Genomic DNA, 21,863 nt, shown 5'->3' with positions numbered 1-21,863 from the left:
TTATTTGGTTATTCGTTTGTTTGTTCTTCGGTTAATCGAATCAACAAATTATCGAATTTAAAACCTCATTTACCATTTTGCAAGTGACTCATTAAAGATGTCTTGTGTAATTCTTTCAAAAATTTCCTTTAAAGCGCTGTTTAAAGTTGCTCCTGTCAATTGTTGTTCTGCAGGATAATCGTAGAAGAAAGTGAATGGTTTTTCAAAATCATCTGCTTCTTTTTTCTTATTAGTAAAACGAACATTCACTCGAATCGTTAATCGGTTCTGAGCTGCTCGCTGATCTGCAGTAGCTGTCATTGGACTTATTCTATAATCTACAATCTCTCCTTCGTAAGTCAAATCAGCACCATTTTTGACCAAGTTCAGATTGGTTTGGTTCTGGATTAAATCTTGAAGTTCTAATGTAAATGTTCTGTCGATACCAGGTTCAATTAATTCAGCATTATTCTGAAAAAAACCAACTTGAAATGTTTCGGCATCAATTTTACCAGTTCCTGTAAAGTTATAAACCGAGCAACTGTTGATACTTACTATAATTATTGAAAGAAGAATAAATTTTATATGTTTCATTTTCTATTTTAAAAATTGCTTTGCCAGTTCGCTAACGGTCGGGTCAAAGATATTCATTTTGAATTAAATCATTTGTGTCTTAGCATTTTTGTGGTAAAAACTACAAATCAAATTGCTTAATTTTTCTATATAAAGTCCTTTCAGAAATGCCCAGCTCATCTGCTGCAGCTTTTCGTTTTCCTTTATTTTTTTCTAATGATTTCTTAATCATTTCAATCTCTTTTTGTTCTAAACGTAATGTTTCTTCTTCTTCGATTGTTTCTGCAAAAAGATAATTATCATCATGTTCCTGATACAGCTCTTGATTGTTTTGAGTAGTGATTAAGGCTGATCTTGGTTCTTCTTCAAAATCGATTTCACTGTCATTTTCTTTCGAACCATATATTTTTTTTATCAAATTCTGATTGGTTTCCTGTACTTTGGACACGCCATTTTGAATCAATTCCAAAGTTAATTTTTTCAAATCATTCAAATCACTTTTCATATCAAAAAGGACTTTGTACAAAATTTCTCTTTCGGTACTAAAATCACTTTCGCTTTTTTTATCCTTTATGACAGATGGTAAATTGTTTCCCAAAACCGGCAGATATGATTGTAAAGTCACTGCGGATATATCACGATTCGTTTCCAAAACGGAGATTTGTTCCGCTACATTTCGCAATTGACGAATATTTCCGCTCCAACGAAATTTCTGTAATAATTGGATGGCGTTTTCGTCCAGTTTTAAAGGAGGCATTTTGTATTTATGGGCAAAATCAGCAACGAATTTCCTGAATAACAAATGGATGTCATCCTTTCTATCGCGCAAAGGCGGCAAAGTAATATCCACCGTGCTTAAACGATAATATAAATCCTCACGGAATTTCCCTTTTTCGATAGCATCAAATAAATTGACATTCGTAGCCGCAACAATTCGCACATCTGTTTTCTGTACTTGCGAAGAACCGACTTTTATAAACTCGCCATTTTCAAGAACACGTAACAAACGCACTTGAGTGGTAAGTGGTAATTCACCTACTTCATCCAGGAAAATAGTTCCACCGTCAGCTACTTCAAAATAGCCTTCACGCGTATTGGTTGCACCGGTAAAAGCTCCTTTTTCATGCCCGAAAAGTTCACTGTCAATCGTTCCTTCTGGAATGGCTCCACAGTTTACGGCAATATATTTTCCGTGTTTTCTGTGCGAAAGCGAATGAATAATTCTAGGAATATTTTCTTTTCCTACACCGCTTTCTCCCGCTACCAAAACGGTAATGTCAGTAGGAGCTACCTGTATGGCTTTTTCTATCGCACGATTAAGCTTCGGATCATTCCCGATAATCTCAAATCGTTGTTTTATAGCTTGAACTGATTCCATATGTTTTTCTTTTTTTTGCCACAGATTAAAAAGATTCTCACAGATTTACTTAATTTTCTTTATAAAGCATATCTTTTATATTGTAAAGATTTATTTTGAAAATTAACTAATAATCCAATTTCTGAATTTGCTAATTTCAAATAATTTAAAATTTGTGCAATATGTTCGTTACAGAATTCTTTTACTGCTTTTACTTCTAATACAATATCTTCACATACAACAAAATCTGCATTAAATTTACTACGTAAAATCTCGCCTTTATAATCAATCGAAAATTTTTTTTCTCTTTCGTAAGGAATATTGTTTAGTTTGAATTCTATTTCTAAAGCATCCTTGTAAACAATTTCTAATAATCCTGGACCAAGAATTCTATGTACTTCCATACAAATCCCTATAATTTTATAAGTTTCTTGTTCTCTATATCCTTCCATCAAATTGTTTTATTTTTTTATTGCAGATTATATAGATTAAAGAATTAAAAGAAATCTGTGAAAATCTTTTTAATCTGTGGCTAATTTTTTTAATTCATCTCACTCAGTCCAACTGCTTCTCCTTTCAAAGTTCCGCTGGTACAAGATATAATTCTCACATTTACAAAATCCCCAATCTTGTAATTTTCCTTCGGAAAAACCACCGTAATACTTTGTGAATTTCTTCCTGAAAATTCTTCGGTCGATTTTTTTGAAACTTTCTCTACCAAAACTTCTACGGTTTGACCAATGAATTCTTCAGAGCGGAACCAAGCGTGTTTTTGTTGTAAATCGACAATTTCCTGTAATCTTCTGGCTTTAGTTTCATCTGTTACATCATCTTCCATTTTTCTTCCTGCAAATGTTCCCGGACGTTCGGAATATGAATACATATAACCAAAATTATATTTCACATATTCCATTAAACTTAACGTGTCTTGATGATCTTCTTCAGTTTCTGTTGGAAAACCAGTAATCATATCCTGCGAAATCGAACCATTTGGAATAATAGTTCTGATTTTGTCAATCAAAGTCATGTATTCCTCACGCGTGTGCAAGCGGTTCATTTCTTTTAGGATTCTATTGCTTCCGGACTGAACCGGCAAGTGAATATGTTTGCAAATATTAGGATGTTTTGCAATAACGTGCAAAACACTTTCGTGCATATCTTGTGGATTAGAGGTCGAAAATCGGATTCTCATTTTTGGGAAACCAACAGCTACCATTTCCAGTAATTGGTCAAAATCAACTGCCGTAGCCTTTTGCATTTCGGTAGCATTTTCAAAATCTTTCTTCAATCCGCCACCATACCAAAGGAAACTATCTACGTTTTGTCCCAAAAGTGTAATTTCTTTAAACCCTTTGTCCCACAAATCTTGAATTTCCTTCATGATACTTTGAGGTTCACGACTGCGCTCACGTCCACGGGTGAAAGGCACCACGCAAAAAGTACACATATTGTCGCAACCACGAGTAATTGAAACCAAAGCGGTAATTCCGTTACTCATCAATCGAACAGGCGAAATATCACCATAGGTTTCGTCTTTCGACAAAATTACGTTAATAGCATCACGACCTTCTTCTACTTCCAGTAAAAGGTTTGGTAAATCTTTATAGGCATCAGGACCCACAACAAGATCAACGATTTTTTCTTCTTCAAGGAATTGACTTTTCAATCGTTCCGCCATACAGCCTAAAACGCCAACTTTCATTTTTGGATTAATACGTTTTACAGCATTATATTTTTCCAAACGTTTACGAATTGTTTGCTCTGCTTTGTCCCGAATAGAACAAGTATTGACCAAAACTAAATCGGCTTCTTCCAGAACTTGCGTTGTATTGTATCCGTTTCCGGATAGAATAGAAGCTACAATTTCACTGTCCGAAAAATTCATCGCACAGCCGTAACTTTCTATAAATAGTTTTTTTGTATTCTCAGGTTTATTCTCCAGAACAAGACTTTCACCTTGTTTGCTTTCTTCAATAATCTTTTCCATCATGTATTTTCAAAGCACAAAGATAACGCAATTCAAATAAATATGACAAGATGTCAGATTAAGAATTAACAATGTTTTGTACAATTCGAAACCCTTTCAGAGTTTTAAACCCTGAAGGGGTTGGGAATTAGTCTAAGAATGGAGCTATCGGGATTGGTCGCTTTTTTAGAACAGGAAACTTTTACTTTTTTGCTCCAGGCTTTTCACTGCAGTCGGGGCTAAAAAACAGCCGAGTATCTCCAGAACTTATCTGTTGATGGTTGTGAAATCGCTCAAAAATAAAATCAAAAGCCCGATATTTAAAAAAAATAGATACTTTTGTCTCAGAAAAATAGAGCAATGGCAAAGAATTTAGTTATAGTTGAGTCCCCTGCAAAGGCAAAAACAATCGAGAAATTTCTAGGAAGTGATTTTCAAGTAGAGTCCAGTTATGGGCATATTGCAGACTTGCCTTCCAAAGAAATTGGTGTAGATGTAGAAAATGGTTTTAAACCCAAATACGAAGTTTCTGCTGATAAAAAAGCGTTGGTAAGCAAATTAAAGACTTTAGCCAAAAATGCCGAAATGGTCTGGTTAGCAAGTGATGAGGATCGCGAGGGAGAAGCTATTTCTTGGCATTTAGCTGAAGAATTAAAATTAGACAAGAAGAAAACCAAGCGTATAGTTTTTCACGAAATTACTAAAACTGCGATTCTAAAAGCAATTGATAATCCACGTGAAATCGATTATAATTTGGTCAACGCACAACAAGCGCGTCGTGTTTTGGACAGATTGGTTGGGTATGAATTGTCGCCTGTACTTTGGAGAAAAATAAAAGGTGGACTTTCTGCAGGTCGTGTACAATCGGTTTCTGTTCGTTTGATTGTAGAACGTGAAAGAGAAATTCAAAACTTTAATGCAATTGCAACGTATTCTGTTGTGGCTGAATTCACTAATGAATCCGGAAAAACATTCAAAGCAAAACTGCCTAAAAATTTCAATACTAAAAAAGAAGCCGAAGATTTTTTAAATAAAAATATTGGTTCTACATATAAGGTAGCCGATTTAGAAACGAAGCCTACCAAAAAATCACCAACTGGTCCATTTACCACTTCGACTTTACAACAAGAAGCCGCTCGTAAATTGTATCTGCCTGTTGGAATTACCATGCAACTCGCACAGCGTTTGTACGAAGCCGGGCTTATCACTTATATGAGAACGGATAGTGTGAACTTATCCAAAGATGCAATGGAAGCTGCCGAAGCCGAAATTATCAAATCCTACGGAAAAGAATTCTCTAAGCCTCGAACTTTTGTCAATAAAAGCAAAGGGGCACAGGAAGCGCACGAGGCGATTCGTCCTACGGATATGTCGCGTCATACGGTAGATATTGACAGAGATCAAGCCCGTTTGTATGATTTGATTTGGAAAAGAACGTTGGCTTCGCAAATGAGTGATGCACAATTAGAACGTACTAACGTGAAAATTGAAGCGAACAATCACGGTGAAATATTCACGGCATCTGGTGAAGTTTTGCTTTTCGAAGGTTTCTTGAAAGTGTACTTGGAAGGTCATGATGACGATGAAGAAGAGCAAGAAGGCATGTTGCCAGCGATGAAAGTCAACGAGAAATTACAAAACAATTATATTACCGCAACCGAGCGATATTCTCGTGCTGCTGCAAGATATACCGAAGCTTCTTTGGTAAAAAAATTAGAGGAATTAGGCATTGGTCGTCCTTCTACTTATGCGCCAACAATTTCTACGATTATCAATAGAAATTATGTGGAGAAAGGAAATCTTGACGGTCAGGAACGTAATTATACGCAACTGACTTTGCAATCCGGGAAAGTAGGAGAGAAGTTGTTGAAAGAAAATACAGGTTCTGATAAAGGGAAATTAGTCCCTACAGATATTGGAACGATTGTCACGGATTTCTTGGTTAAGAATTTCGGAAACATTTTAGATTATAATTTCACTGCAAAAGTGGAGCAGGATTTTGATGAAATTGCAGAAGGAAATATTGTTTGGACAAAAATGATGCAAGAGTTCTACGATAAATTTCACCCAATAGTAAAAGATGTAGAAGCGAATGCAGACAGAGAAAGCGGTGAAAGAATTCTGGGAACAGATCCAAAAACAGGGAAGCCGGTTTCGGTGCGTTTAGGGAAATTTGGACCAATGGCTCAAATTGGAGCTGCTGATGATGAAGAGAAAAAATTTGCCAGCTTAATGGCTGATCAAAATATTGGAAACATCACTTTAGAGGAAACGTTGAATTTGTTTTTATTACCAAAAAAGCTGGGAGAATATAAAGATGAGGAAGTTGAGGTGAGTAATGGTCGTTTTGGTCCTTATATTCGTCACGGTGCCGCTTTTGTTTCTTTGCCAAAAGGTGAAAATCCGTTAGACGTAGATTTTGAAAGAGCTAAAGAATTAATCGATGAAAAAGCAGCCGCCGATGCGCCAATAGCAGTTTATAAAGGGGAAGGCGTACAGAAAGGTGTGGGTCGTTTTGGTCCTTTTATCAAATGGAGCGGTTTGTTTATTAATGTAAGTAAAAAATATAACTTTGATAATCTGTCTCAAATGGATATTGAAGCCTTGATTGAAGATAAATTGCAAAAGAATATTGATAAGGTTTTGCATAATTGGGAAGAAGAAGGCATTTTAGTTGAAAAAGCCCGTTGGGGACGTTCCGTTATCACCAAAGGAAAAATCAAAATTGAATTAAGTAAAGATGTCGATGCTACAAAATTGACATTGGCTGAAGTTCAGGAAATGATTGCCAAGAAAACACCGGCTAAAAAAGTAGCAGCCAAAAAAGCACCCGCAAAGAAAGCCGTAGCAAAGAAACCAGTAGCAAAAAAGAAGTAAAATGGAGTTTGACTTTCTGAAACCCGTAGATGATGAAATCCTTAGTTATATAAACGGATTGACTTCTCAGCAATTGGGAAGTAAAATTGTATTGCATACAGAAAAACAATTTCCGGATTTAAATAAGATTAAAATTGCCGTAATAGGCGTTTTAGAAAATCGAGGAGATAAAAAAGCTGTTTCGGATGTAGATTTAGTGCCGCTGAGAAAAGAGTTATATGGGTTATTTCCGGGAAACTGGGACGCTTCAATTGCTGATTTAGGTGATATTCTTGCCGGGAATTCTGTTGAAGATACTTATTTTGCAGTAAAAAAAGTAGTTGCAAGTCTAATCAAGAAAAAAATCACTCCTATAGTTATTGGCGGTTCCCAAGACTTGACGTATGCGCTTTACAGAGCTTATGATGACTTGGAACAAATGGTCAACTTGGTTTCCATTGATAATAAATTTGATTTTGGTAAGGATGAAGAGGAGGTTTCGGCTTCTTCCTATTTGACAAAAATTATTGTAGACGAACCTAATAATCTTTTCAATTATTGTAATATAGGGTATCAAACGTATTTTAATTCTCAGGAAGAAATAGATTTGATAGAGAAATTGTTTTTCGACGCCTATAGATTAGGAGAAGTTTCGAATAATATCTCTATTTCGGAACCCGTTTTTAGAGATGCTGATTTGGTAAGTATTGATCTGAATTCAGTTAAATCATCTGATTCAGGAAATTTCATTTCGTTTGCGCCAAATGGTTTTAATGGAAAAGAAATTTGTTCTTTGTCACGATATGCAGGTATCAGTGATAAAGTATCCTCTTTTGGGATATTCAACCATAATAATTCGGCACAAGAATCTGTCATCATAGCACAAATAATTTGGTATTTTATAGAAGGGTTTCATTATCGTTCTAATGAGTATCCTTTTGGAAGTAAAGAAAATTATTTGAAATACATTGTCCCATTGGAGGAAGAGGAACTTGTTTTTTATAAAAGTGATAAAACAGACCGATGGTGGATAGAAATCCCATTTATTTCGAATGGTAATAATAAACTAAAAAGAAATACGTTATTACCATGTTCTTACGATGAATATTTATTGGCATGCAATCAAGAATTACCTGAAAGATGGTGGAAAGCGCAACGTAAGAATATCTTGTAATTAATTATTTGAGAGTTATACTTCAATCCTTAAAAATAGTTTAATAATTAACGCGATTTATAAGCTTAACATTGTAAAACACATAAAAAAATCAATTTTTGTGTATTTTATCGATTTTTTTAGCATTTTGTCGGCAAAATATTTTTTTTGTATTTTATTTAACATTATTTTTGAGCTCAAATTTATTTCAGAGCAAAAATATTGTTTTATTAATAAATAATAAATAGGTTTACACACTTAAAAATAATGAATAGATAACCAAATTAATATGAAGAAGTTCATTGCATATACGTCAATTTTGGCCCTTTTAATTGGCTGTGGTAAATCAAGCGATAAAGGAGAATTAGTTGGTATAAATGGAGGGAAATGGCATCCTGAAAAACCTTATGGAATGGCTTTGATTCCTGGCGGTGCTTTTATTATGGGTAAATCAGATGCTGATTTAGCTAATGTTGAAGATGCTCCTACCAAAACAGTTACCGTTCGCTCATTTTACATGGATGAAACTGAAATTACCAATAGTGAATACCGTCAATTTGTAGAATGGGTAAAAGACTCTACAATGAGAGTTCGATTGGCTATTCTTGCGGATATGAGCGGACAGACTGCTGGTGCAGGAGACCCTAAAGGTAAAGGTAAAAATGCCGGAAGTATCGGTGATTTTGCTTTTAATGATTCTGATCCTGAAAAGATGACTGCCTACGATAAATACATGTATGATAATTATTACAGTATAGGTACTGCAGACGATCCTTATGCGGGAAGAAAATTGAATAAAAAAGTGAAATTAATCAAAGATACTAAGTTGTATCCTGATGCGTATTACGCTGAAGTGATGGATTCAATGTATTTGCCAATAGAGGCTTCATACAATGGATTACGAACTATAGATGTGGATAAATTAAAATTCCGTTACTCTTGGATGGATATTCAGGCGGCTGCAAAAGCCAAAGTAGGAAATAGAAAAAATTTCATCAGAACAGAAGAAGTAAAAGTATATCCTGATACAACAGTTTGGATTAAAGATTTTACTTATTCTTACAATGAGCCGATGCATAATGATTATTTCTGGCATAAAGCCTACGGAGATTATCCAGTTGTAGGGGTAAAATGGACTCAGGCAAAAGCTTTTTGTGCTTGGAGAACTTTAAATAAAAATACCTACATAAAATCCAAAAAGAAAGGTCACGATTTAATAAACTCTTTCAGATTACCAACAGAAGCAGAATGGGAGTATTCAGCTAGAGGTGGTTTAGAATCAGCTACTTATCCTTGGGGTGGACCTTATACTAAAAATGACAGAGGTTGTTTTTTGGCTAATTTTAAACCAAATAGAGGGGATTACGCTGCAGATGAAGCTTTGTATACAGTAGAAGCGAAGTCTTATGAGCCAAATGGTTATAATCTTTACAATATGGCAGGAAACGTTTCTGAATGGACAGATTCATCTTATGATCCAAATGCTTACGAATATGTTTCTTCGATGAATCCAAATGTTCAGGATTATAAAAATCAAAGAAAAGTTGTTCGAGGTGGCTCTTGGAAAGATGTTTCCTATATGTTGCAGGTTTCTACACGCGATCACGAATATGCTGATTCCGCCAGAAGTTACATTGGCTTTAGAACTGTTCAGGATTATATGGGAGTTCAAACTACCGGAAACGGGAAAAAGAAATAAATAAAAGAAACCGGATCTATTAAACTTAAAAAAAAACTATTATGGCATTACTAAGTAAAAAACAAATGAATTTCGCATACGGTATGGGAGCTGCGGTTGTAATTATTGGAGCATTATTCAAAATTACTCATATTGAATTTGGTATTATTACCGGGAATTTAATGCTTACAATAGGTCTTGTAGTAGAAGCTTTAATTTTTGCTCTTTCTGCTTTTGAACCGGTTGATGATGATTTAGATTGGACATTGGTTTATCCTGAATTGGCAAATGGAGTAAAAGGAGGAGGAAAACCAAAAGTAGAAACTCCTTCAGATGCTCAAGGATTGTTGTCTCAAAAATTGGATGCAATGTTGAAAGACGCTAAGATTGATGGAGAATTAATGGCGAGTTTAGGAAACAGTATCAAAAATTTTGAATCAGCTGCTAAAGGAATTGCTCCAACGGTAGATTCTATTTCTGCAACTAAAAAATACAGCGAAGAATTATCTATGGCTGCGGCACAGATGGAATCTTTAAATAGCCTATACAAAGTACAATTGGAAAGCGCTTCAAGAAATGCTGAAGCAAATAAAGAAATTGCTGAAAACGCTGGAAAATTAAAAGAACAAATGCAATCTATGACTGCAAATATTGCATCATTAAACAATGTTTACGGTGGTATGCTTTCTGCAATGGGTAATAAAGGATAATTAGTTTCAAACTATAAAAAAACAACAAACTAATTAGTAGAAAATATGGCAGGAGGAAAACTAACCCCTAGACAGAAGATGATAAACCTAATGTACTTGGTTTTTATCGCGATGTTAGCATTAAATATGTCCAAAGAGGTATTATCAGCTTTTGGGATTTTAAACAATAAAATAGTAGAGTCTAACTCTATAACTGATACTAGAAATGAAAGTTCATTTCAACAATTAGCTCAAAAAGCGGTGGACCAGCCAGGGCAATTTGGGGATAAAAAAGCTAAAGTTGAAAAAATTAGAGCTTTGTCTAAAGAGTTTAATGACTATTTAGAAAACATCAAAACATCTGTTACTAAAAAATTTGTAAAAGATGCGCAAGGAAATTTGCCATACGAGCAAATGGATAAAGGCGATTTAATTGACAGAATGTTCTTTACAGGTGATAGAGTTTCTAAACAAGGGAAAGAGTTTTTAGATAAGATTAATAATTTCTCAACTCAGATAAAAGCGATTGGTGGAAGTTCAATTGCTGAATCTGAAATGAAAAAGATTGAAGCAAGATTTGCTACAAAACCAGTTTATTCTGAAAAAGCAGGTGCTAAATTAGATTGGATAGATTACAACTATAAAGGATATCCACTTATTGCTACAATTACTAAATTGTCTCAATTGCAGGCAGATATCAAAACAACGGAAAGCGATGTAATGACAGGAATGTTTCAATCAGATTTGGTTGCAGCAGCTTCCCTTACAGCTTATCAGCCGATTGTAGTTATGGATAAATCTGTATTCTTTCAAGGAGAAGCAGTAACTGGTAAAATTATACTTGGTAAATTTGATCCTTCTTTGAAAGCAAAATCAGTAATTATAAATGGTTCTAGTGTTTCAGCAGAAGCTGGTCAAGCCAAATTCTCTTTTGGTGCGGGTGGTATTGGAGAACATTCAATTGGTGGTTCTTTCAATTTTGATGAAAATGGAAAAGTGGTTAGTTTGCCTATTAAAGATAAATACGTTGTTGTTGCGAGACCAAAGTCGGCTACTATTTCTGCTGATAAAATGAATGTAGTTTATAGAGGTGTTGTAAACCCAATGACTATTTCTTTTGCAGGTGTTACTGCAGATAAAGTTTCAGCTAGTGCTCCAGGATTAAGTTCTGCGGGTGGTGGTAAATATAACATGAGTCCGGGTTCAGGTTCTGAAGTGGTTATTAATGTAACTGGTACACTTCCTGACGGTTCTAAAGTTTCGGATAAGAAAAACTTTAGAATAAAAGGTATTCCTGGTCCAACTGGAACGATTAGAGGTGAAATGGGTGTTGTTAAAGGACCTAAGTCAAGTTTGGAAATTTCAACAATAGGAGCAAAATTAGTTGATTTTGATTTTGAAGTTGGATTAAACGTAGTTGGATTTAATTTAAAAGTCACTGGTCAGCCTACTGTGGTTGTGCAAGGAAACAAATTAAATGCTCAATGTAAAGCAGTTCTTTCTAAAGCGGGAAGAGGGGATCAGGTTACTATCTCTGAAATTAAAACAAAACTTGTTGGTGCAGGTAGTTATTTATTACCAAGAACGGCTCCAGTAATTTACGAAATACTATAATGAGTTCGTTTGTCAAAACCTACTTTAATATTTTATAATGAAACCATGATGAATCTAAGAAATTTTTTAATCGCTATTGTCTCTATTACGGGAAGTTTCGCCTCTTTTGGGCAATCTAATTTGCTTAATGCAAAAACTCCGGACCAAATAGGACTTAAAACTGCGGCACAACTCATTTCAGATAATGACAAACCATTAGCCTATGGTTATGTGCATGATAGAGATGTTTTAATGAGTAAGACTACATGGGAAATTATTGACTTAAGTGAAAAAATTAATTTTGCTTTGTATTTTCCAATTGATACTGCAAATATTGGTTCGGATAGACGTTCTTTATATGACGTATTGACGAAAGCGATGAAGAATGGTAAAATTACTGAAGTATATACCGATGGTTATTTTAATACTAAAAAATCCATGCAAGATATTCAAGCTTCTTTAACTACTGTTGATACTACTGACACTGGTAAGGAACAAATCAATGCGGGTCAAAATATATCTCCGGAATATATTATTCCTTACGACCTTACTGCTCAAGATGTCGCTCAATACAAGATTAAAGGATATTGGTACTTTGACAAACGTCAAAGTGAATTAAAATATCGTTTACTTGGTATTTGTCCTATGACGCCTGATGTATTTTCATTGAAAAGTGATAATCAAGAAAAAGAGTATGTTGAGTTGTTTTGGGTATTTTTCCCAGCTGCTAGAGATGTTTTACATGAAGCAAAAGCTTTCAATGATAAAAATTCAGCGATGCCAGTTTCATTTGATCAAATATTAAACTCTAGGCGTTTTAATAGTGTTATTTACAAAGAAGAAAATGTATACGGAGATAGAACTATTGAAGAATACATGGTAGATAACGCTCAAAATCAATTATTAGAATCGGAAAGAGTAAAAGAAAAAATTCGCAATTTCGAACAAGATATGTGGAATTATTAATACCGATTTTAAAATATAATAAAAAACTCTTACTGTAATGGTAAGAGTTTTTTTGTTTTAATGTGTTTACTTTGCATTTATTTAAAAGGTGTTATTTCAAATGATTGATTATTTAATTATTGGTTCTGGTTTAGCAGGTATTTCATTTGCAGAGATTGCTTTGCGTAATGATAAATCTATTTTTGTATTGGATAATAATTCTCAAAATTCATCCAAAATTGCAGGAGGTTTGTATAATCCGGTTATTTTAAAACGTTTTAGCGAGGTGTGGCAGGCTCAAGAGCAATTAGTATTGATGAATGAATTTTATACTTTTTTAGAAGAAAAATTAAATTGCAAAGTTGATTTCAAAAGCCCTATTTTAAGAAAATTCTTTTCCGTTGAAGAACAGAATAATTGGTTTGCTGCTTCGGATAAAATAGCGCTGGCTCCTTTTTTATCTACACAATTAATTTCTAAAAAATATATAGGAATTGATTCTCCTTACGGGTATGGCGAAGTTTTACAAACGGGTTATGTGGACACCGCTTTGCTCTTAAATAAATACAGGGAATACCTGAAACAAAACAATTTATTTCAAGAAGAAGCATTTGATTATGATGCTTTAAAAATTGAATCGGACAGTATTCATTATAAAAATATTCAAGCCAAGCATATCATTTTTGCGGAAGGTTTCGGTATGCATGCCAATCCTTATTTCAATCATTTGCCTTTAGACGGAACCAAAGGTGAGCTTTTTATTATTAAAGCGCCTGAGTTGGATTTAGATGTAATTGTAAATACAAGTGTATTTATTTTGCCACTAGGGAATGATTTATTCAAAGTTGGAGCAACGTATAATTGGAAAGATAAAACAGATTTGCCTACTGAAGAGGGAAAAACGGAATTAGTAACAAGAATAAAAGAAATTATCAGCTGCGATTTTGAAATTATAGAGCATTTTGCCGGCGTTCGACCTACTGTAAAAGACAGAAGACCGTTAGTAGGAACACATCAAAATTATGAATCAATACATATTCTGAATGGTTTGGGAACTAGAGGAGTCATGCTAGGACCGGCAATGGCAAAAGCATTATTTGAAAATATAGAAAATCAGCTGCCTTTAAATAAGGAAATTGATATTAACAGATTTCTGCCTAAAGGGCAGCAATAGTATTATTTTTGTTTCGTTTTTGGATCATACGAAACAAACATATTGATATATATGTTTCTGGACCATCGCAAGATAAATGGGAATAAGACAATAAGTGATGCAATTATAGCAATAAATGCCACTTTAAGGCTGGAACCAAATAGTACAAAAGAGATAATAAAGGCTGTAATTCCAACAGCAACATTCAATCCGTAACTGACATACATTGCGCCATAAAAAAAGGAAGGTTCAATTTGATATCTTAAACCACAATGGCTGCAATTTTCATGCATTTTCAAGATTTTATTGAAATGTAACGGATTTTTATCCAAATACATACTCTCATTCTGACATTTAGGACAAGTTCCTGTTAAAATGCTATATAATTTGGATCCTTTTTTTAACATTTGCAAAAAATTTAATTTTTCCTTTCTTAGAGTTACAAATTTACGCATTCGAAAAGGAATAAAATAACAATACATGCTTAATATACACAATTTATCCGTTTCGTTTGGTGGTACTTATTTATTTGAAGAAGTTACCTTTCGATTGGGTGCCGGAGACCGTGTGGGTCTTGTTGGGAAGAACGGAGCGGGAAAATCGACCATGCTTAAAATGTTGGCAAAAGATTTTGCTCCTGATTCAGGTGTTATTTCTCAAGAGAAAGATCTTCGCATGGGATTCTTGCGTCAGGATATCGATTTTGAACAAGGAAGAACAGTTCTTGAAGAAGCGTATGAAGCTTTTACTGAGATTAAAATTGTTGAGAAAAAGCTCGAAGAAATCAATCACTTGTTAGTTACAAGAACTGATTATGAAAGTGATGAATACAGCCAAATTATTGAAGACTTGTCTGATTATACGCACCGTTTTGAATTATTGGGTGGTTATAATTATGTGGGTGATACAGAGAAAATTTTACTTGGTTTAGGATTTAAAAGAGACGTATTCGATAATCAAACCGAAACTTTTTCTGGTGGATGGAGAATGCGTATCGAATTAGCCAAATTATTATTACAGGCCAATGATGTTTTGTTACTGGATGAGCCTACGAATCACTTGGATATAGAAAGTATCATTTGGTTAGAAAGTTTCCTTCGTAATTATCCTGGAGTTGTGGTGATTGTTTCACACGATAAAATGTTTTTGGATAACGTTACCAATAGAACTATCGAAATTTCCCTTGGTAAAGCGTATGATTTCAATAAACCCTATTCTCAATATTTAGAATTGCGTCATGAAATTCGTGAAAAGCAATTGGCAACGCAAAAAAACCAAGCCAAAAAAATTGAAGAAACCGAAAAATTAATCGAAAAATTCCGTGCCAAAGCTTCCAAAGCATCGATGGCACAGTCATTAATTAAAAAGTTAGATAAAGTAGAACGTATCGAAGTCGATGAAGATGACAACTCGGTGATGAACATTACTTTTCCAGTTTCAAAAGAACCGGGGAGAGTCGTAATTGAAGCCGAAAACGTAACTAAAAGCTACGGTGATAAAACGATTTTGAAAGATATCAATCTGTTGGTGGAGCGCGGAAGTAAAATTGCTTTTGTTGGACAAAACGGTCAAGGAAAGTCAACTTTTATTAAAGCTATAGTTGATGAATTCGAATATAAAGGAAATATCAAGTTAGGACATAATGTACAGCTGGGTTATTTTGCGCAAAATCAGGCTGAATATCTGGATGGCGAAATCACTTTGTTGCAAACCATGGAAGATGCCGCTGCAGATACGAACCGAATGAAAGTACGCGATATGCTGGGTTCTTTCTTGTTTCGTGGTGATGATGTAGAAAAAAAGGTAAAAGTCCTTTCTGGAGGCGAAAGAAACCGTTTGGCGTTGTGTAAATTATTGTTGCAACCCATTAATGTTTTGTTGATGGATGAGCCTACGAATCACTTGGATATTAAATCTAAGAATGTTTTGAAAGCCGCACTTCAAAAATTTGGTGGAACTCTATTGCTGGTTTCTCACGATAGGGATTTCTTGCAAGGCATGTCAAATTTGGTTTACGAATTCAAAGACCAAAAAATAAAAGAATATTTAGGGGATATCAATTATTTCTTGGAGCAACGCAATATGGAAAATATGCGGGAAGTCGAGAAAAAAGATGCCCAGAAAGCGGCTGCACCTAAAGAAAGCAACAAAGCTTCTTATGAAGATCAGAAAAAAGGGAAAGCATTACAGAATAAGTTGAGCAAAGTGGAGAGTCAAATTAAGCAATTAGAAAAGGACATTCAGCAAGATGATAAAATGCTCGCTTCTAATTATGACAAACACATTGAAGATGCTAAGTTTTTCACGGCATACAACAAGAAAAAAGCAGAACTGGACAAACTTCTCTCAGATTGGGAAATAGTTCAGGAAGAAATAGATAATTTATAAAAACGAGAGTTCCATTTGGAACTCTTTTTTTATACAATGATTCCAATTGATTTTGAGTGCGCAATGGCTTCGCTGCTATTTTTGAAGTAACAAACAGAAACTTTTAGGGTTTCTAGATTTTTTAAAATTGCGATTACTTTCTCCTTTTTAGATTCACCAGTTTGCCTAATGTATACCGCTTTTACCGTAACTGGAAAAATTTTACAAATGGCCTCGTATAAAAATGGATCGTGTTGTGAATCATCACCAAGAAGCACATATTCTAAGTTTGGGTAAAATTCTAAAATGTGTTTTATTTTGTCAAACTTATGATTGTGATTGCCTCTGCCGGTCAAGAAAAAATCTGTGAGACTCGTTTTAATATCCTTCAATAGTAAAACTGCTCTTGGGAGCTGATGAATTTCGGTGAATTTTGTGATAAAACGATACAGATTCCACTCACTGCTGGAAACATAGAAAAAAGCATTGAATTCCTCTTTATTTTCCCTTCCTGCTGTACTTAAAGCCTGATAATGCGTCACAACATCTTCATAGATTTTTCTCTTGTTTACGTTTTTAAATAATAAAACATATAATTTTTTCAAAGGATTCAACGTGTGAGAAACTAAAAAAGTGTCGTCAATATCAGATATGATTCCTAAATTTCCTTTGTGTGGTCGAATGTAACTGTCTCGTGTTGTTATGGACTCATTTTTGTAAACAATACTTACTTCATAATCAATCCAGCCATAATTAGTGTTTTGGTCTAATGGCACACAAAATTTAAAATAACCGTCGATTAACGTTTTGGTATGAATTTTGGCATTGTTATGTTCTAAGTATACATCGGCGTTTGCCTGTGTTTTTATTTGAAACATTTTAATTACAGAAGTAGCATTTTTCAGATTTTTTTTCTGAAAATTATACTCTTTAATTGTTGTTGGTTTAAAAACATGTCCCATCACAATTAATTCCTGTTCATTAGCATAGCCACGATATAATTTTAAAATTGGTTTCATTTATTGTAGTACTTTTGATTGCAGTTGAATTTAATTATTTTTAGTCAATAAAAGAAGAAAAAGTTTGAAAAAAAATATTATGCTGGTTGTAAATCCTGTCTCTGGAAATATTGACAAATCAGATTTGGTTGATGCAGCGACAATTTTTGCCGGAAAAGAGAATTTGAATCTTGTGATTTATAATACTTCGGGTGTATCAGATATTGAGAATATAAAAGTACTCTATAAAACCTATAATCCAGGACGAATTGTTGTGGCGGGAGGTGATGGAACTATAAAAATGGTTGCTGAAGCGATGGAAAACCACGATGTTATTATTGGGATTCTACCGGCTGGCTCCGCCAATGGTTTAGCGGTAGATTTAAATTTGCCATCCACAACCGAAGAGAATTTAGAAATCGCTTTTCATAATGATTATATGGAAATAGACATGATTTCTATCAATGGGAAAAAAAGCATTCATTTAAGTGACTTGGGCGTAAATGCGGAAATGATTAAGAACTATGAAAGTAGTAGTATTCGAGGAAAATGGGGCTATTTTTTACAAACTTTCAGTACTTTAATTGATTTAGATGATCCTTTCACAGCAACAATTACAGGCGATTTTGAAACGATTGAATGTACGGCAAGAATGATTGTAATTGCGAACTCTCAAAAATACGGCACAGGAGTTTCTATTAATCCCAATGGTATTATGGACGATGGAAAGTTTGAATTAGTTATTTTGAAAAATTTGGATCTGCTGGTGCTGGGGAAAATTATTTCTGGTAATATGCCGATAGATTCCGACGATGTAGTCATAATTTCTACGGATAAAGCAATTGTTAGGACAAATGTCCCAGTTAGTTTTCAAATCGATGGGGAATATTGCGGTGCCGAAACAAAACTGAATATTGAAATTTTACCCAAACAAATGAAAGTGGCTGTTCCAAATTTAAATGGTGAAGTTATTTAAAAGGGTTTCGCTCCTGCCAATTGGTTTCAGGCTCCAGATATCTAAATATTTTTGGCATGTATGAGTTGACTATCGGGTTGCTGTGTGCTATAAAACCGTACATTTTTACAGGTTTTGCGCCAACAGAACTTTTGATTTCCAATGCTGTTCTAGCAAACACAATTTCCTTAAAGCCTTTATTAATAGAATACGCTATCATATCATAGAGCATGTTCAAATACAACATTTTTTCGCGTTGAATACTTTCGTCATACCCCAGGAAATAAGTGTCCATTATGGAACCATTTTTTATTAAAGTATTAAATCCAATTAATTTTTCATCAATAAAATAACCATAAAAAAGAAATTTGTCTTTAAAGATTTCTTTAAAAATCCTGAAGTGGTTTTTAGGCAGGAAAAAAGTATTGAAAGGGGCATTTTTGGCTACATGAAAATACAAATCATAAATAGTATCTTCTAAAGCTATAATGTCTTCCAAATGCATTTTTCTTTTCTCAATAACTGCTGCTTTTTTTCGGGCTCTTTTATGCTGATCTCTGTATTTTTTTGAAAGAGAGTCGATGTAATCTTGTTCTGATTTCCAGTTTTCATTAATGTGAAAAACCATATTAGGCTGTGTCGAAAACTGATAATCATTTTTAAATTCCGGAATGGCAAAGCTCGTAATGTCTTCTTTGTGGAAATCTTTATAGGTGGTAATGTGAATTTTTTTTCCTTTAGACTGAAACATTTTTTTCAACGCTATTGTTGCTGATTTCAAGGTTTGCAACGCTTTCTTTTTATCAATAGATTCCGATAATGCAAAAGAATTTTGCCCGGTCAGCATATTGTTTCCAATTACAAGGACATGAGAACCTAAATTTCTGAAAACTAAATTTCGAACAGTGGTTTTAATGCATTTATCCCGATCTCCAAAAGACTCCAGTTGGTTTAAATCTAAAAATTGAGAAAGTGCAATGCCTATTAAAGTTTCATTTTCGAATAGTCCAATAAAATGACACATCATGTTCTCTGGAGATGATTTCTCTAAAATCTCCAGGTATTTTTTGGATAAAAAAATGGTTGAAACAGCTAAATCATCCCAGTTTTTGGGAAGTTCAGCTATGGAGCTGTAAATTTTAAAAGAATAAGGTATATTCAAATGGAATGGTAATTTTTTTCAAAATTAGTTAATAAAGTTAAAGTATTTCTCAATGTCTCGAAATTAACTAACTTTATATAAATTAAAAAATAAATTATGAAAACCTATTCAGCAGAGACAATTCAATCAGAGTTAAAAGCGCTTAAAGACTGGCAATTTGCTAATAATGGAATAGAGAAAAAGTTTGTCTTTTCAGATTTCACTCAAGCATTAGGTTTTATAGTACAAGTAGGAGTGATGGCTGAGAAAAGAAATCACCATCCGGAATTATTCAATGTGTATAATAAAGTGACAATCAGGCTGACTACACATGATGCAAATGGTGTTACTGATAAAGATATAGATTTAGCCAAAGCCATTGAGCAAATTAAATAAAAATAAATTTCGTCTTGTAGTATTCGAAGACGAAATTTATTTTGATATTTTTTGTAATTATTTCCAAGCGCAAATAATGCCTCCCATAATCATAAAGCATACTATCCAAAAACCACCGGTAACGAGCGTGTATTTGAAGCTTCTTTTTTCGTATAACGCATTAGTTCCTATAACTGGTAATACCAAAAATAGTCCAGTCAGAAAGCCATGTAAAGCTCCGTGCTTAAAAGTTCTAAATGCCGATCCATAATCTGCCATAAAAGCTTCGTAGGAAGGTTTGGCGATACTTGGATCTCCTCCCACCATTCCTAATGCACCAAATTGATGTATTGTTATCATTTGAAGTACAAAGCTTATGAAAAAAGCATACAGTAATGATATTCCAAATGTCAAGAGCATATTTCCTCCTTTCATTTTTTCTTCAGTCATGCCGGATTCTTTCATCCAAATTGTTCCAAAAACTTTTGGATTGTACCAAACAAATCCTACTACAAGTGTAGACAAAGCAGCAACAAAAAGTGCTAGAAAATTGATTTCCATAAAATTGGGTTTAGTGATTAGTAAATCAAATTTAATAAATTATTATGTAACCTGTTGGGGGTAATTATTAAAAACGTCAGTTCGAGGTAAAATTTTTTTTACAAAAAATGCTTTATAAAATGATATTCAAGCTGTCAGGCTGAGCGCAGTCGAAGTCCCACATAGTGAAAAATGTCATTGGAAGTTTTTTTTTGTGGAGTAAAATGCAACAAAAAATGTATCGAGAACCATTTTTAGTTCTGCATTTTTTTGTCATTGATACTTCCGAAGCTTCGGGATCTGACGAAAATCACTCGAAAGGGTGAAATTGTATTTAGAAACTAATTACATTGAACGGGTTTATTTAATATAAAATCACATATCTTTGTAAGATATAACGCTATAAAAATTATAAAACAGTGTATTTTGTCGATTTTATTTGCTGATTGACTACAATGTGTGTAAATTTAGGTGTGTAAAAAATAAATCCAAAACGTTATGAAAAATATAACTACTCTATTTTTAACCCTTTTGTTCTCAATTTCAATGTTGGCAGATGTCTCTCAGTCAGAGAAAGATGCTTTGGTGAAATTATATCAATCTACAAATGGAAATCAGTGGACAGTAAAATGGGATTTAGCATCGCCAATTTCTACCTGGCACGGTGTTAAGTTACAAGACGGTAAGGTAATTTCTATTACTTTAGAAGATAATAATCTGGTTGGTGAAATTCCAGAAGAAATTTTAAACTTAGTAAGTCTGCAGGAATTGGATTTACACAAAAACCAAATATCAGGAGCGATTCCTTCTTCTATCGGAAAATTAAAAGAAATGAAAGTATTGGATCTTTCTTTCAATAAAATTTCAGGAACGATTCCTTCTTCTATTTGTGAAATGGCTAATTTGAAAAATTTAGAATTGTATATGAATTTGATTTCAGGAGAATTGCCAATGCAAATAGGCGCTTTGAATCAATTAGAAATTCTGTCTTTATTCAATAATGAAATAGTAGGGCAAATACCAAGTTCTTTATATGATATAAAAACGTTAAAAACATTACTTTTAAACAGTAATAAACTTTCGGGAGGGTTAAGTCGTGAAGTGGCAAATATGGCATCACTTGAGAATCTTAGTTTATTCGACAATAAAATGAATGGTCAAGTGCCTTTTGAGCTTGAGAAATTAAATAAATTGAAAGAAATGAATATTTCTTATAATATGTTTAATGGATTAATATCTAAAAATTTAGCGATTTTGGATACGTTGAATATGACAATGATAAATGATAAAGGTGTAGCGGTTTTATTAGAAGTAAATACGGGTAAAAATACAGCGATTGTTTCTGAAGATTAGTTGTGAAATAAAAAAGAGTTTGTACTGACGCTCTTTTATGTTATTGGTTAGTAGATTTTAATACGTTAGTTTTAATGAATTTAGTAGTTTAAACCTGTGAAGCTTGCTTCACAGGTTTTTTTATTTAAAATCAATCTTGTTTAAATATAATAAATAAAAAAGCTCCAGATTTCTCTGAAGCTTTTTCTTAGT

Annotated in this window: 19 protein-coding genes; 11 read left to right on the top strand and 8 right to left on the bottom strand. The window is 33.7% G+C overall.

The annotated features are described in order from the left end of the window. Positions 1-69: 69 nt before the first annotated feature. The 4 genes from E0I26_RS12400 to miaB all read right to left on the bottom strand — a co-directional run bounded on the left by E0I26_RS12400 (position 70) and on the right by miaB (position 3,896). A complete protein-coding gene (locus E0I26_RS12400) occupies positions 70-573 on the bottom strand; it encodes an LptE family protein (RefSeq protein WP_131916783.1) in 504 nt (167 codons plus the stop codon). Between the two features lie 100 nt (positions 574-673). Continuing rightward, positions 674-1,930, bottom strand: a complete 1,257-nt coding sequence (locus E0I26_RS12395) for a sigma-54 interaction domain-containing protein (protein WP_131916782.1) — start codon at positions 1,928-1,930, stop codon at positions 674-676. A gap of 59 nt (positions 1,931-1,989) precedes the next feature. Continuing rightward, positions 1,990-2,361, bottom strand: coding sequence for a GxxExxY protein (locus E0I26_RS12390; RefSeq protein WP_131916781.1), 372 nt, complete (start codon positions 2,359-2,361; stop codon positions 1,990-1,992). A gap of 89 nt (positions 2,362-2,450) precedes the next feature. Further along, positions 2,451-3,896, bottom strand: a complete 1,446-nt coding sequence (gene miaB, locus E0I26_RS12385) for a tRNA (N6-isopentenyl adenosine(37)-C2)-methylthiotransferase MiaB (protein WP_131916780.1) — start codon at positions 3,894-3,896, stop codon at positions 2,451-2,453. Between the two features lie 339 nt (positions 3,897-4,235). Here miaB and topA point away from each other — a divergent pair, with 339 nt between their 5' ends. The 7 genes from topA to E0I26_RS12350 all read left to right on the top strand — a co-directional run bounded on the left by topA (position 4,236) and on the right by E0I26_RS12350 (position 13,963). After that, entirely contained in the window at positions 4,236-6,752 is a 2,517-nt protein-coding gene (gene topA / locus E0I26_RS12380; RefSeq protein WP_131916779.1) for a type I DNA topoisomerase, read from the top strand. A gap of 1 nt (position 6,753) precedes the next feature. Beyond that, positions 6,754-7,905 (top strand): formimidoylglutamase, encoded by a 1,152-nt coding sequence (locus E0I26_RS12375; RefSeq protein WP_131916778.1) that lies wholly within the window; start codon positions 6,754-6,756, stop codon positions 7,903-7,905. Positions 7,906-8,173: 268 nt separating this feature from the next. Further along, positions 8,174-9,583, top strand: a complete 1,410-nt coding sequence (porK, locus tag E0I26_RS12370; RefSeq protein ID WP_131916777.1) for a T9SS ring complex lipoprotein PorK/GldK — start codon at positions 8,174-8,176, stop codon at positions 9,581-9,583. Between the two features lie 41 nt (positions 9,584-9,624). Beyond that, entirely contained in the window at positions 9,625-10,272 is a 648-nt protein-coding gene (gene porL / locus E0I26_RS12365) for a type IX secretion system motor protein PorL/GldL (RefSeq protein WP_131916776.1), read from the top strand. A gap of 45 nt (positions 10,273-10,317) precedes the next feature. Then, positions 10,318-11,865, top strand: a complete 1,548-nt coding sequence (gene porM / locus E0I26_RS12360) for a type IX secretion system motor protein PorM/GldM (protein WP_131916775.1) — start codon at positions 10,318-10,320, stop codon at positions 11,863-11,865. A 48-nt stretch (positions 11,866-11,913) separates the two neighbouring features. Beyond that, positions 11,914-12,810, top strand: a complete 897-nt coding sequence (gene porN, locus E0I26_RS12355; protein WP_131916800.1) for a type IX secretion system ring subunit PorN/GldN — start codon at positions 11,914-11,916, stop codon at positions 12,808-12,810. A 100-nt stretch (positions 12,811-12,910) separates the two neighbouring features. Next, entirely contained in the window at positions 12,911-13,963 is a 1,053-nt protein-coding gene (locus E0I26_RS12350; protein WP_131916774.1) for an NAD(P)/FAD-dependent oxidoreductase, read from the top strand. Positions 13,964-13,965: 2 nt separating this feature from the next. On the opposite strand, the gene E0I26_RS12345 is transcribed toward E0I26_RS12350, so the two are convergent. Next, a complete protein-coding gene (locus E0I26_RS12345) occupies positions 13,966-14,349 on the bottom strand; it encodes a DUF983 domain-containing protein (RefSeq protein ID WP_131916773.1) in 384 nt (127 codons plus the stop codon). A gap of 73 nt (positions 14,350-14,422) precedes the next feature. Here E0I26_RS12345 and E0I26_RS12340 point away from each other — a divergent pair, with 73 nt between their 5' ends. Continuing rightward, entirely contained in the window at positions 14,423-16,330 is a 1,908-nt protein-coding gene (locus tag E0I26_RS12340) for an ABC transporter ATP-binding protein (protein ID WP_131916772.1), read from the top strand. 29 nt (positions 16,331-16,359) lie between these two features. On the opposite strand, the gene E0I26_RS12335 is transcribed toward E0I26_RS12340, so the two are convergent. After that, positions 16,360-17,328, bottom strand: a complete 969-nt coding sequence (locus tag E0I26_RS12335) for an App1 family protein (protein WP_131916771.1) — start codon at positions 17,326-17,328, stop codon at positions 16,360-16,362. Positions 17,329-17,392: 64 nt separating this feature from the next. Here E0I26_RS12335 and E0I26_RS12330 point away from each other — a divergent pair, with 64 nt between their 5' ends. Further along, positions 17,393-18,283 (top strand): diacylglycerol/lipid kinase family protein, encoded by an 891-nt coding sequence (locus tag E0I26_RS12330; protein WP_131916770.1) that lies wholly within the window; start codon positions 17,393-17,395, stop codon positions 18,281-18,283. Here the strand turns inward: E0I26_RS12330 and E0I26_RS12325 are convergent. Continuing rightward, positions 18,276-19,424, bottom strand: coding sequence for a GNAT family protein (locus E0I26_RS12325; protein WP_131916769.1), 1,149 nt, complete (start codon positions 19,422-19,424; stop codon positions 18,276-18,278). The two genes, E0I26_RS12330 and E0I26_RS12325, sit on opposite strands and share 8 nt — an antisense overlap. 96 nt (positions 19,425-19,520) lie before the next feature. On the opposite strand from E0I26_RS12325, the gene E0I26_RS12320 reads away from it, so the two are divergent. Then, positions 19,521-19,799 (top strand): 4a-hydroxytetrahydrobiopterin dehydratase, encoded by a 279-nt coding sequence (locus E0I26_RS12320; protein WP_131916768.1) that lies wholly within the window; start codon positions 19,521-19,523, stop codon positions 19,797-19,799. A 57-nt stretch (positions 19,800-19,856) separates the two neighbouring features. Here the strand turns inward: E0I26_RS12320 and E0I26_RS12315 are convergent, their stop codons facing one another. Beyond that, positions 19,857-20,339 (bottom strand): DUF1761 domain-containing protein, encoded by a 483-nt coding sequence (locus tag E0I26_RS12315; RefSeq protein WP_131916767.1) that lies wholly within the window; start codon positions 20,337-20,339, stop codon positions 19,857-19,859. Positions 20,340-20,816: 477 nt separating this feature from the next. On the opposite strand from E0I26_RS12315, the gene E0I26_RS12310 reads away from it, so the two are divergent. Further along, positions 20,817-21,671, top strand: coding sequence for a leucine-rich repeat domain-containing protein (locus E0I26_RS12310; RefSeq protein WP_131916766.1), 855 nt, complete (start codon positions 20,817-20,819; stop codon positions 21,669-21,671). Positions 21,672-21,863: the final 192 nt, after the last annotated feature.

This window comes from Flavobacterium rhamnosiphilum (assembly GCF_004349195.1).
Classification (GTDB): domain Bacteria; phylum Bacteroidota; class Bacteroidia; order Flavobacteriales; family Flavobacteriaceae; genus Flavobacterium; species Flavobacterium rhamnosiphilum.
Note: the sequence above shows the minus strand (reverse complement) of the source record. Positions and strands in the feature narration are given on the sequence as shown.

Bases quoted from the DNA above. Each gene is read 5' to 3' on its own strand.
- E0I26_RS12400 (WP_131916783.1), bottom strand. From the start codon at position 573: ATGAAACATATAAAATTTATTCTTCTTTCAATAATTATAGTAAGTATC.
- E0I26_RS12395 (WP_131916782.1), bottom strand. From the start codon at position 1,930: ATGGAATCAGTTCAAGCTATAAAACAACGATTTGAGATTATCGGGAAT.
- E0I26_RS12390 (WP_131916781.1), bottom strand. From the start codon at position 2,361: ATGGAAGGATATAGAGAACAAGAAACTTATAAAATTATAGGGATTTGT.
- miaB (WP_131916780.1), bottom strand. From the start codon at position 3,896: ATGGAAAAGATTATTGAAGAAAGCAAACAAGGTGAAAGTCTTGTTCTG.
- topA (WP_131916779.1), top strand. From the start codon at position 4,236: ATGGCAAAGAATTTAGTTATAGTTGAGTCCCCTGCAAAGGCAAAAACA.
- E0I26_RS12375 (WP_131916778.1), top strand. From the start codon at position 6,754: ATGGAGTTTGACTTTCTGAAACCCGTAGATGATGAAATCCTTAGTTAT.
- porK (WP_131916777.1), top strand. From the start codon at position 8,174: ATGAAGAAGTTCATTGCATATACGTCAATTTTGGCCCTTTTAATTGGC.
- porL (WP_131916776.1), top strand. From the start codon at position 9,625: ATGGCATTACTAAGTAAAAAACAAATGAATTTCGCATACGGTATGGGA.
- porM (WP_131916775.1), top strand. From the start codon at position 10,318: ATGGCAGGAGGAAAACTAACCCCTAGACAGAAGATGATAAACCTAATG.
- porN (WP_131916800.1), top strand. From the start codon at position 11,914: ATGAATCTAAGAAATTTTTTAATCGCTATTGTCTCTATTACGGGAAGT.
- E0I26_RS12350 (WP_131916774.1), top strand. From the start codon at position 12,911: ATGATTGATTATTTAATTATTGGTTCTGGTTTAGCAGGTATTTCATTT.
- E0I26_RS12345 (WP_131916773.1), bottom strand. From the start codon at position 14,349: ATGTTAAAAAAAGGATCCAAATTATATAGCATTTTAACAGGAACTTGT.
- E0I26_RS12340 (WP_131916772.1), top strand. From the start codon at position 14,423: ATGCTTAATATACACAATTTATCCGTTTCGTTTGGTGGTACTTATTTA.
- E0I26_RS12335 (WP_131916771.1), bottom strand. From the start codon at position 17,328: ATGAAACCAATTTTAAAATTATATCGTGGCTATGCTAATGAACAGGAA.
- E0I26_RS12320 (WP_131916768.1), top strand. From the start codon at position 19,521: ATGAAAACCTATTCAGCAGAGACAATTCAATCAGAGTTAAAAGCGCTT.
- E0I26_RS12315 (WP_131916767.1), bottom strand. From the start codon at position 20,339: ATGGAAATCAATTTTCTAGCACTTTTTGTTGCTGCTTTGTCTACACTT.
- E0I26_RS12310 (WP_131916766.1), top strand. From the start codon at position 20,817: ATGAAAAATATAACTACTCTATTTTTAACCCTTTTGTTCTCAATTTCA.